Genomic DNA, 12362 nt, shown 5'->3' on the forward strand with positions numbered 1-12362 from the left:
TGCTTTTTTGTTTAGTAGTTGAGAGTCTGTTTAGCTTTTATTTCAGCATATATTTTTTGAGTAAAAGGACATTCTCTATTAAAATTAGCTGCATACTTTAAAATCGCACCAGCAAATAACTCTAATTCACTATTTTCTTTTCCAGAATTTATATCTAACTGTAAAGATGTTGGTGTTGTTGGTGGAAATGAAGATGCTTTTTCAAAAGTTATATCAACAATATCATTTGGCAAAGGAATTTCTTTTTGATTCGCAATCCACCTAATTTCTTCCATTATTTCAGCAGCTTCTTTTCTTTGGATTTCATTAGTACAAATAGCTCCAATAGATGAATTGTATTTAGCTGTTACCAAACCAAAACTTGCAATAAAAATAAACTTAGTCCAAATATCCACTAAGGAATTATCTTTAAATTCGTATTTTATTCCACTATTTTTGATTATTGTTTCTACCCAATTAATATCTTCAGAAAAATGTTCAGGGTCTCTACCAAAAATTAATTTACCAGCTATTCCTTTATGTTCTATACTACCTTTCTCTTTGATATGTGAAGCAACATAAACACAAGAAGGTAGAATAATAGTATTTGGTAGTATTTTCCTTATTCTATCATAAATATCTACTCCATTCATCATGGGTAATATAATAGTGTCTTTTGTAATGACATTACTAAGCTGAGTACAAACATTTTCTAAATCATATTCCTTGACACAAATTAAAATTAAGTTTGGATTCTGTACTTCTGTTATATCTTGATAAATGGCATCAGGAATGGTTAGACTATTTGTATGTTCAGGAGAAATTAGTTTAAGCCCTTTCTCTTTAATATTTTGATATGTTTCAGCTCTTGCCACAAATGCTATTTGATGTTTTTTATTAATTTCGTTGACTTGGTTAATTTTGAACCCAAAATAACCACCCACACCACCAAGACCAATTATTACAATATTCATGTTTTGCTTGTTTTTTTTAAAATTTCTATTTTGTCAAATTTCCTACTATAATTTGGAATGATTACTTGATAAATGACAAGAAATTATGTTTTGCTAATTTCTTTTCTAATTCTACTTAGGCTACTATCTGTAATGCCTAAATAGGAAGCAATTATTTTGAGAGGGACATTTTGAAAAATATGAGGTTGCTCTTTTAAAAGGTTTAGATAGCGTGTTTCTGCTTTTTGGCTTACTGTTTCTATGAGTCTATCATTGAGTTTATGATAATTAATGACAAATAAAAGCCTACTAAATTCTCTAAAATCAGGAATAGTATGAAAGTTTGATTGAACATTTTCAATACTTGTTTCCCAAAATGAACATTCTGACAAAGTTTGATAAATTTGATTCGTTGGCTGCTGCTTAAAAAATGACAAAAAATCATTCACAAAACATGGAGCAGAATAAATATGTGTAGTTATCTCTTCATTATCTTCATTTAGGATATAGGAGCGCATGTAACCTTGTTCTAAAAAATAGGTCTTTGTACTAACTGTATCTATGTCCAGTAATATAGAATTTTTATCTAATCTAAAATGAGTAAAAGTTTCTGTTATCTTCTTTACCACTTCCTCTTGAATAGGAAATAAAGAATGGAAATAGTGATTAAGTATTGTTTTATCCATTAGAAAGTTTTTGGTAAATCGATTTGGTTTTGTATCTGAAGTTAAGCCTCACAATTACTTTTTCTATGAGTAATTGAGTAGATTTTACTTCATTTCAAATATTGGAATGCTCTCCTTAGAATCAGAAATTAAAACAGCATAATCTAAAAAATCTAAAGTTGACATTCCTTTGACAGCTTCTCCATTAGATGGTTCATCTTCCATTATAACCTCTATTAAATCAGGCTCATTTGCTTTATAAGGAGAGTCATCTTTATTTAAACGAAATAGGGTTTTATCAGATATTTTACTATCTTTCAAGTTTTGAATTCCTCTAAAAAACTCTTTTTCATAATCGCCAATTCCAAAACCTGCTTCGACAGTATATCCTGTGTAATTATCATTATCATCATACAGCTCATCCCAAACTACTTTACTATCTGTCAAGTATCCAATTATTGATAAAACATTATCTTTCTCATATATTTTGTTCTCAATCAGTCTAGTAAAGAAATAAGAATAACCAGATTCTCCTTCTTTTGATTTTTTTAGGTGTGAGAAACCCATTCTTACATATTGAGGATTATTTTTAAAATCATAAATAGAATCTAAAGAAAGATAATTTTGATACATAACATTATCCCTTTCTCTATATTCTTTGGAAAAATTAAATGATATTTTTAGATTTCTGATAATGTGTTCAAATTCAGCAATTTTACTAATATACTTTTGATATTGACTTTTATTATTCTCATAATCGTCTACAAAGGTTTTTAAAATCTTGTAGGAATAACTCAAATCACCCAATTCATAAAAAGTAGTATCTTTTTTTACCATTTGACGAATATCTTGAATAGCCTTCAGTTCATTATCAAGGTCATTTATTAATTCTAAAATATGCTTCGAAACATATTTATAATTTACCTGTATATCAATTCCTACAACATTTAATTTGTCTTTTAATGGAAGTTGATCATTTAGTTTTTTTAATTTTTTCCACTTTTCATATACTTCAATAGTTCTTTCTTGTGGCACACGCATTCCATATAAAGTCACTAAGTCTTTCAACAAAACTGTATCTCCATTTTTCAAATATTCATTGAAATAATGTGCAATACTAAAATCTGTTTCAGCAAGGTAGTATTTAATGGATTTATCTTTGGTCAGAGATTTTAAAAGTTCTATTTCAACATCTTCAGTTTTAGCACTTCCATGATAAGCTCCAAATCCAATTATTTTAAAATCCTTTTGTGGAAACTCAAAATTCTCTGTTAAATCAAATCTATTTTCTTTTAAATATTCGATTTTGGTTTGTTGGTAGAGTTGTAAACTTACCAATGTTAAGAAGGCTATAAAAATTTTAGTCATTGTATGATATTATTTCTGATTAGATAATGTTTTTTTTTCTAATATAACAAAAACCGTATTTCTACAATAGATAGAATACGGTTATATGAAATTATAAACTTGAAGTTTCTGTTTTCCTACTAATCATTTTTCTTATTTTCCTCATCGAAAAGTGAAATATGTTCATTTAAAGACATTGCTTTTTGCAGGTCATCAGCAGAATCTACTTGATAGGACAAATCTTCCAACTCGTCCAATAAATGTAAATCAATATCTTCGTCTGTTTGAATCGGATTTGTTTTTTGTTCTATATCTTGATTTGTGTTTTGTTCTTGTAAGTCATTCAGACGGTGCATAATTCCTTGCAATTGTAAGCGACGTTCTTTTTGAAATTTAATATTTCTCAAACGCTTATTAATTTTTTTGAAGCTATTGATACGCATTTGAGCAACCCTAATATTTTTTTCTGCTGTCTCTATAAGTTGCAAACCCATTTCTATATTTTCTTCATCTAATTCTTTATAAAAATCATTTTCTAAAATATAAGAAGTCAAATTATTTGCATTCTTAAATTCATAAATAATGATAGCATTAGGCATTTTGGCAATATCAAAAGCACTTCTAATATAATAAATTGATTTATAAATCTCATCTAAGCTTTCTTCTAGTTTTTCAGTAAGCATAATTCCATTTTCTAACATAGAATTATTTTTGGTAATCAAATCATCTAATCTAGCAATATTTTCATCATAAGGAGGTTCATTTTTTTGTTCTTTGAAAGGATTTTCCTTTGTTTTACTAGCTTCTTGAAATGAAATAGGAGCAATTTTTTTGTCTTTATCTTTTGTTGTGATATGCTTATTATAGATTTTTGAATAGGTGTCTTCCAAAACACCTAAAAACTCTTCAAAATCACCTTCTAAAAAGAAACGATATTCAATTTCCACTCTGTTTCCTCTTGTATCAGTAACTACACATTTTGTCTCTGGGTGAAAATCTTGTGTTCGTGTATTTGGACGTTCAAAAAGAATTGTAGCTACTTCTCCACTTCTGCGTCTATATTTACGATGTTTTTGTCTTTCTATGAGTTCAATTTTTTTAATATCTTTCAAATCTACTCGTATAGAATCATTATTTGCTCCTCTTCGGATTTCTAAATATTTATTAGTCAAACGAATAGCTTTTATTTGTTTTGTCCAGTATTCTTTAACAAGTGGTATTAGAATAGAAACAGCTACAAAGCATAATAAAATTTTGAAAAAAAGAGGCATCCAAATCATGCTATATGCAAACGTAAGTCCCATGACGAGCTTTCCTATAAAAATATTGCTCATTGGACGCATTGTATCCAACTCATAAACAGCATCCTTTGCATAAGTAGATGTGTAAGGTGAGTTATAATCTGGAACATAAGGTTTCCTCTGATTTGTGTTAGAGGGTTTAAAATCATTTATAAAATCTTTCATACTATAATTTTTCTGTTACCTAAGTCTTGCATTAGCTATTGGCTAAAATTAGTTTAGGAGATTTTTAAGGAAAAGGGCTTGTTTTATCTTAAAACTCATAATTTCTGTCTTTGTTAGTGTAGATACATCAACAAATACGTAATATTCTATTTTTTTCTTAAAAATATATCTTGATTGAATCAATTTTATTCTTGTTTTATTTCAATACTTAATATAGCAATTTTTTTTCAAAAATGAATATTGCATTCTTCTTTTTTTGCAAAATAAATGTGTAAAGAGCCTATTAATAAGTACGCCACAATTGTAGTATAAGTTACTTCAAATCTATTTATAGTTCTTAAAATTCATTATTATTTTAAAACAACTTCTTCTTACAAAAAATCAATTCCAAAAAACAATGTTTTTTAATGTTCGTAAGAAGGGATAAACGAGCCACAAAAAAGCAATTCCATATTTTAAGATATTATTGATTCTCATTTTATCCAAAGATAAATTAAGAATAAAACCTATTAAAATACACAAAAAAGGATAAACAATAGCCAAAAAACGCTCTGCATCTATTTTCATTCCTGCCCTACTGAAAAGCATTCCGATTAGATAAACAAATGTTACCCAAAGAATAAATAGAATGAATTTTGATTTTTTGTCAGTTTCTAATTTTACTTTTCTAATAAAATAAATAAGAAATAATACTATTAGTAACGAAAGAATAGAAATTCGAATTTCTAAAGTAATAGAAGGAGGAAGAAACCAACGACTCAAAATATCTCCATAATTTATGCATTCTTCTGAAAACGTCCGTAGGGCAAGGTTATAAATCGTATCAAAATTTCCTTGTGTCTTGATTTTGGCATGAAACCACCACAAAAAAATAGGTAAAATAGAAGATAAGGAAAAATAAAGTAGAGGTTTGAAATACGGATTTTTCCATAAAATAGAATTTACAAACCCTTTGTTGTTTTTAAGTGTAAATGGAATCAGATAAAATAAAATTATTCCACTATTTATCCCAATCACAAAATAAAGTCCTGCATTTCGCATAGCACAAAAAAGAAAACCAAAAAAGCAGAATAAATAGATGGCTTTGGTAGGGATTTTATTATTCAGATTATCAACTAAATAATAAAACGCCCAAATACAGCCTATCAAAGAAAGTAAAAATGGAGGTTCTGACCAAACAAAATGATGAATAAGATAAAGAGGAGTAGCAGAAACAAAAGCTACAATAAGCCACCATTTTATACAGGGTTTTTGAAATAATTTATGAGTTAAATCAAAATAAAAGACATAAGTTGTCAAGATACAAAGTAGATTAAGAAAAATAGAATCTTTAAAAAGAATCAGTAAAAAAGGAAATCCTAAAGCCCAAGCAATATAAGGTTGAGAATTGGTCTGAATAAAATCGTTTTGTAAAATTAAGTTTTCAGCCGTTTTGAGATATTGAAGTGAATCGTGTGTTTTGGCTACTCCTTCTCCTTTATAGGTACTCCAAATTTGAAAAATAAGAATAATCAAAAACCCTGTTAGGAAGCGAGCTTTAGAGTTAGAAGCTAAATTTTTATAAAATGATTTTAAAAATAGTAAATTAGAAGGCATAGATATGAATAGAAAACAAGAGTGGAAATAACTCAACCAAACAAGATAAAAAACAATGCTGTAAAATACATTCCTTTTTTGTAAATTGCCTATCAAATTTAACCACTATAAACAACGAGTATTAAAAAATACAAACAAAAGTATTAACCAATACAAGTAGAGTATATTACTCTTTCTATATTAATTATGTCAGAAAAAACTACTGAAACAGTAAACGCATTAGAACTCAAAAAAATTGAGTTGGATTCACTTATCGATATTATAAAGTCTATCAATGGAAATATTGCTGAACAGGATTTGTACCGTACCTTTATGTTTACACTCCGTTCTTATCCCTATATTTCGAAAATGACTTTGTATGTTTTGGATGAAGATACAGAAGTAGATGCAAATAGAAATAAGTGGTTTAATAAAGAAAGTTTTGGTACGCTGGCAAATTATAGAGATGTACTTTTGCCTAATGAAATTTTAGATATTCATAAAGTTTCAGCTACTAATGAATTTAATCATTTAGCTCCTTTTAATGAATTTTGCTTTATTATTCCAATTCATCATAAAGATGAAGTTTTGGCGTATCTTTTCTTAGGAAGAGCTTATGATAATTTATTAGAAGAAGATTTGGATCTGCCTTTTATTCAAGCACTCAGTGATATTATTATTGTTGCTGTGGAGAATAAAAAGATGGCTAGAAAACAAAAAGTGCAGGAAGCATTTAATCGTCAATTAGAAATTGCTAGTGAAGTACAATCATTACTTCTACCAAAGCATTTACCTAATGAAGAAAAGTTTAGTGTGGTGGCAAGCTATTATCCTCACCACAATGTAGGAGGAGATTATTATGATTATATTCAAATTAATGAAAATGAATTTTTACTTTGCGTAGCTGATGTTTCTGGAAAAGGTTTTCCTGCTGCTATTCTGATGTCAAATTTTCAAGCAGCCCTTCGTACAATGGCACGTCAAACAACAGATTTGAAAAAAATTGTAGAAGAACTCAATCATTTAATTATTCAAAATTCAGGTGGTGGACATTTTATTACAGCTTTCTTTTTTCTATATAATAAGAGTCAAAAAACGGCAGTTTATATCAATGCTGGTCATAATGCACCTATTTTGATGCTCAATGCTCATCAAGTTCAGCACTTAGAAGAAGGAACAACCATTTTAGGTACATTTGACAAACTTCCTTTTCTTTCTGTGGCAAATCTAAATGGATTAGATGATTTTTTAATTTTCTGTTATACAGACGGATTTACTGAAACGGCAGCCGAAGATGGAGAAGAATTTGGAGAAGAGAATCTATTAGAAGGAGTAAAAGAAAATTTTGACCATTCACATCAAGAGCTTCATGAACGCTTATTTGATAAACTTCATCTTTTTAAAGGAAATACTCCTTATCCTGATGATATTACTTTGCTTTCTTGTAGAGTGAAAAGGTAAGTTTTAAACCCAACACTGATGAAACATTTTTTATTATTATTTTTATTTGTTTTATTTCCGTTTTATTTATATAGTCAAACAAAAACAATAGATAGCCTTTCAATAGAGCTAAAAAAGACAAATACAGAAGAAGAAAAAATTGATTTACTCAATAAGATAGGTTGGGCTTATTTTATGGTTGATACAGAAAAGTATGGAGAGTATGCTCAAAAAGCCTATCAAAAATCTTTGGAAATAAATTACACAGAAGGAGAAATAGTTTCACTTTCTCATCTAAGCTGGTTTTATCAGTTACGAGGACAAATTGATAAAGCCTTTGATTATGGTATTCAATCTGCTAAATTATTAGATTCTGCCAAAATTACTACATTACAAACTCGTGCTTGGGTATATCTTGTGGTAGGTGCAATTTATGATATACAAGGACAATATGAGGTTGCTTTCCCTTACTATGAAAAATCATTAAAACTGTATAAAGAAGATGGAGATTTGTTGAGAGCTTCTTGGGTTCTACAAAATTTGGGAGCTGCTTATAGTGACAGAGAAGAATATAAAACTTCTTTGGATTATAATTATCAAGCAAAACAAATCTATGAAAAACTACAAGATTATAGTAGCATTGCAATGGTATGTGAGAATATAGCAACAGATTACATGTATTTAGGAAATTACGATTCTGCTGAATACTATGTGCAAAAAGGCTTAGAAACAATAGAAATAGTAAAAGAAAAGATTACAAAAAATAGTCTCCTATTGATTCAAACTGAATTGTACTTACTACAAAATAAAAATGAGCAAGCAAGAGATGTATTAAATCAAATAGCTTATTTTTTAGAAAATAATTATGATATAAACATAGCTTTACAGTATCATAGATTAGCAACTACATACAATGAGGCAGTTAAAGAGTATGAAAAAGCATTATTTCACGAACGTCAGCAACAAATATATACAGACTCCATAAATAATTTAGAAAGTCAAAAGGATGCTGCTCGTTTACAGGGAAATTTTGAAATAGAAAGAAAAGTAGCCCAAGAGAAAGAAGAGGAAGAAAAGAAAAGCCAACTATTAAAGGAAAAAATAGAAAGACAAAATATGCTTATCTATACAGGAATAACAATTATTCTCATAGTAATTATTGGATTTTTATATCTTCTCAAAACATTAAATGCTTCTGAAAATGTGCTTAAAGCAGGTTTGTTTTTCGTTTTGTTACTTCTCTTTGAGTTTATTCTTCTTTTGTTAGAGCCAAAAATAGAAGTATTATCTGCAGGAAATATTCTAATAAAACTCATTGCAAACTTAATTATTGCATTTCCAATTGTACCTTTACACAGTTGGCTAGAAAAAAAGTTGATGATTATTTTTATTGGAAAAAGTAAACAAGAAAATAAAACAGAGTAATCTTTATAAATTCGAATAAATAAACTAGATTATGTATTTTTGTGGATAGAATCAAAACTAGTCATTAAAAATATAAAAAGCCTTGACTGAAAAAACACTAGCTCAATATCGCCAAATAATGGTTACGTGTAGGCAACTATTCGACCAAAAAAATAAAGATTATGGTACTTCGTGGCGTATTTTGCGTCTTCCAAGTATTACAGATCAAATCTATATCAAAGCACAACGCATCCGAACTATTCAAGATAAAGGTTCACAAATGGTAGGTGATGATATTGCTTCAGAGTTTATTGGAATAATAAATTATTCGTTGATGGCTTTGATTCAAATTCAGCTTCGAAGTGATGCTCGCTTGGAAATTCCACTTAGAGAAGTAACAGAATATTATCAAAAACATTCGGAAGTTTCACAACAGCTCTTAAATCGTAAAAATCACGATTATGGAGAGGCTTGGCGTGTTATGCGAATTACCAGTATTACAGATATTATTTTGATGAAATTGCTTCGTATCAAACGCATTGAAGATAATCAAGGCAAAACATTGGTTTCAGAAGGTATTGATGCAGGATATAAGGATATGATAAACTATTCTGTTTTTGCTCTCATTTTGATGATGGAACAAAACCAAAACCAAGCAGGCAATTCGATCAATATGCAAGAACAAAATGCAGATAAAAAATTACAAGAACAAAAATAAAACATGTTGTTGGTAAAATATCAACAACAGTAAAGAAAAATCAAAAAACGCTATGAAATTCCTCAACCAAATCATTTGTTTTATTGTAGGTGCATTATTTATTTTTTCAGGAGCTGTAAAAGCTATTGATCCTATCGGAACAGCTATCAAACTAGGTGAATACTTTGAAGTTTTTGCAACTGATGTGCCTTCTTTGCACGGTTTTTTTCATTTCCTTAATCAAAATGCAACTATTTTGGCTGTCATTTTTGTAGTTTCTGAGATAGTATTGGGGACAGCTCTTTTGATTGGTTTCAAACGAAAAATTACGGTTTGGCTTTTATTCTTGATGATTACCTTTTTTACCTTTCTGACTTTTTATTCAGCTTATTTTAATAAAGTAACTGACTGTGGTTGTTTTGGTGATTTTCTTCCTCTAACGCCTTGGGAGTCTTTTACAAAAGATGTAGTTCTGTTTGTCTTGATTACAATTCTATTAGTTCAGGTAAAGAAATTAACTAATAAATCTAACTTTCTCACTTTTGTAGTTTTGAGTTCGATAACACTTCTTTCAGGTTTTTTGACTTATTATGCTATTGAATATGAAGCTCCTATTGATTTTAGAGCCTATGCAGTAGGTAAGAATATTTCTGAACAAATGAAATCTAAAGAACCTGCTCGTTATATTTATGTAATGGAAAAGGATGGGCAAGAGTTTCGTATGGAAGAATATCCAACTGACCCTGCTTATAAATATGTGAGTAATGAACTTTTGAATGAAGCTGAAAGTAAACCTAAAATTACAGATTATAGTCTTTGGAATGACGAAGGAGATTTTACACAAGAATCTTTAACAGAAAAACGTATTTTTATTTTGGTTCAGAATGTAGCAAAAGGAAACTTTGATAAGTTTGAGGAAATTAAGAAGTTGATTAATGAAACTACAGCTAAGAATGCAAATATAAAAGTAGCCATTCTTACTTCTGACACCCAAGAAGCTATCAGTTCTTTTAAAACGAGTCAGAATATTAATTTTCCTTTTTATTATATTGATGCAACTGTTATCAAGACAATAGCTCGCTCAAATCCTGCACTTTGGATGCTCAATGAAGGAACTGTCATAGGAAAATATTCTCCTAATGAAACTCCTGAATCGCAAGAAGTATTAAGATTATTTGAATAACCACTTTATTAGTTATCATATGAAAAAGATATATAACCTTTTTGAGAAGCTATATGATAAGAAAATAGATCCTACTGGATTGGCTCTTTTCCGTATATTTTTTGGATTTATTCTTTTGGGAGAAGTAGTACAAATATTTAATTTTAAATATTTGATTTTTATAAATCAAATGACTGTTGGTAAGATATTTATTTTTGATGGTTTGTTATGGATTTGGTGTTTTAGTCTTCTTTTTCTTGTCATAGGTTTATTTACACGCTATGTGGCTATAGTTAGTTATGTTTGTTGTGTACTTATCTTTGGAACATCTTTAATAGCTAGTTATCATGCAGATTATATATACATAGGAGTTAGTTTTTTATTGATTTTTACTTCATCATCTGAAACTCTATCAGTAGATAGCTTTATTAAAGCTTATAAAAGTAAAATAAAAAATCAACCTGTTTTCATTAGTGATATTTCAGTCCTTAATTATTTTTCTATTGTTTTGGTGGGTATAGGTTTTATATATTTTGATTCAATTTTTCATAAATTAGCTTCTGTAACTTGGACTACTGGATTGGGAGTATGGAAACCTGCATCCTTGCCCCAATTTACATTTTTAGATTTAAACTGGTTAATGAACCAAAAATATATAATAGTTTTTTTGAGCTATTTAACGTTATTTTTAGAGTTCATATTTATATTTATATTTTGGAATAAGAAAGCTCGGTTACCTATTTTTATTGTGGGTTTAGGTTTACATATAGGTATTTTTATTACTTTTCCAATTCCTGGGTTTGCCTTAACTATGATAGCTTTATATATATTATTAATACCTTTACATTTTATCAAAAAAATTAATACATCTTATAAGGCTTTTTTGAATAGAATATTTGGACAAACAACAGAACAGCAAATTAGAGATAATTTACAGATTCCACTATTCAAAAAAATACATATTTATGCTATTATTACCTATTTTGTGCTAATTATGAGTTTACAGTTGGGAGTAATCTATCGTTCTCCACTTGTCAAAAAGGTTGTAATCAATAATGGTTGGACAGTTTCTTTTCCAAACAAGGTTTTTGCTAAAATCTCTTCAAACATAAGTCCTTTAATAAGTCAAGGTTTCTTTGGTATAGTTAGTCATAGTGTATTTCTTGATTTTCATTATACAGGATATAATCATATTATAGCAATAACTTATATTGAAAAAAATGGATCAGAAACTTGGCTACCTATTACTAACCCTCAAGGACAAGCTTCTTGGTATAATGTAGGGAGAAATTGGACATATATTGGTTTTGGTATGGTCGGTCCTCAAGTAGATTCTACAGCTCTTTCTAATGGTATAAAACGCTTTACAGAATTTTATGCTGTGAAAAATGATATTGACTTAGAGGATGCTACATTCAAAGTCAAAGTTAAAAAAATCGATATTCCGATGGAATGGGAAAAAGACTTTCTTAAGACCCAAATGGCACAACCATGGCAAGATGTAAGTGAAGCAAAATGGATAGATGGTAAATATTTTATCGATCTTCCAGATATAGAATCTCTATAAAAAAAAGTAATAAAAATACCTTATCAGACTGATAAGGTATTTTTATTAGCCTCTTTTATTGTTTAGCAGAAAAACTTAACTTTATACCAAAAAATAATCTAGAAACT

The 12362-nt window shown here is 28.8% G+C and carries 10 protein-coding genes; 5 read left to right on the forward strand and 5 right to left on the reverse strand.

Annotation, left to right across the window (positions count from 1 at the left end):
• Window positions 1-11: 11 nt before the first annotated feature.
• The 5 genes from V9L05_RS09570 to V9L05_RS09590 form a co-directional block, all read right to left on the reverse strand.
• Complete coding sequence (locus V9L05_RS09570; protein WP_338815295.1) at window positions 12-953, reverse strand: 2-dehydropantoate 2-reductase; 942 nt, start codon at window positions 951-953, stop codon at window positions 12-14.
• An 83-nt stretch (window positions 954-1036) separates the two neighbouring features.
• Window positions 1037-1618, reverse strand: a complete 582-nt coding sequence (locus V9L05_RS09575; protein WP_338815296.1) for a Crp/Fnr family transcriptional regulator — start codon at window positions 1616-1618, stop codon at window positions 1037-1039.
• An 84-nt stretch (window positions 1619-1702) separates the two neighbouring features.
• Window positions 1703-2965, reverse strand: coding sequence for a hypothetical protein (locus V9L05_RS09580; RefSeq protein ID WP_338815297.1), 1263 nt, complete (start codon window positions 2963-2965; stop codon window positions 1703-1705).
• Between the two features lie 119 nt (window positions 2966-3084).
• A complete protein-coding gene (locus tag V9L05_RS09585; protein WP_338815298.1) occupies window positions 3085-4410 on the reverse strand; it encodes a hypothetical protein in 1326 nt (441 codons plus the stop codon).
• A gap of 381 nt (window positions 4411-4791) precedes the next feature.
• Window positions 4792-6006 (reverse strand): hypothetical protein, encoded by a 1215-nt coding sequence (locus V9L05_RS09590; RefSeq protein ID WP_338815299.1) that lies wholly within the window; start codon window positions 6004-6006, stop codon window positions 4792-4794.
• Between the two features lie 186 nt (window positions 6007-6192).
• On the opposite strand from V9L05_RS09590, the gene V9L05_RS09595 reads away from it, so the two are divergent.
• From V9L05_RS09595 to V9L05_RS09615, 5 genes are all read left to right on the forward strand, one after another.
• On the forward strand, window positions 6193-7446 hold the full coding sequence (locus V9L05_RS09595) for a SpoIIE family protein phosphatase (protein WP_338793470.1): 1254 nt from the start codon (window positions 6193-6195) through the stop codon (window positions 7444-7446).
• An 18-nt stretch (window positions 7447-7464) separates the two neighbouring features.
• Window positions 7465-8850 (forward strand): tetratricopeptide repeat protein, encoded by a 1386-nt coding sequence (locus V9L05_RS09600; RefSeq protein WP_338815300.1) that lies wholly within the window; start codon window positions 7465-7467, stop codon window positions 8848-8850.
• A gap of 82 nt (window positions 8851-8932) precedes the next feature.
• A complete protein-coding gene (locus V9L05_RS09605) occupies window positions 8933-9547 on the forward strand; it encodes a DUF1599 domain-containing protein (RefSeq protein WP_338815301.1) in 615 nt (204 codons plus the stop codon).
• Between the two features lie 52 nt (window positions 9548-9599).
• Window positions 9600-10709 carry a BT_3928 family protein gene (locus V9L05_RS09610; RefSeq protein WP_338815302.1) on the forward strand — a complete coding sequence of 370 codons (1110 nt, stop codon included), beginning with the start codon at window positions 9600-9602 and terminating at the stop codon, window positions 10707-10709.
• Between the two features lie 19 nt (window positions 10710-10728).
• Window positions 10729-12255 (forward strand): HTTM domain-containing protein, encoded by a 1527-nt coding sequence (locus V9L05_RS09615; RefSeq protein ID WP_338815303.1) that lies wholly within the window; start codon window positions 10729-10731, stop codon window positions 12253-12255.
• The last annotated feature ends 107 nt before the right edge of the window (window positions 12256-12362 follow it).

Source organism: Bernardetia sp. Wsw4-3y2 (assembly GCF_037126295.1).
Lineage (GTDB): Bacteria > Bacteroidota > Bacteroidia > Cytophagales > Bernardetiaceae > Bernardetia.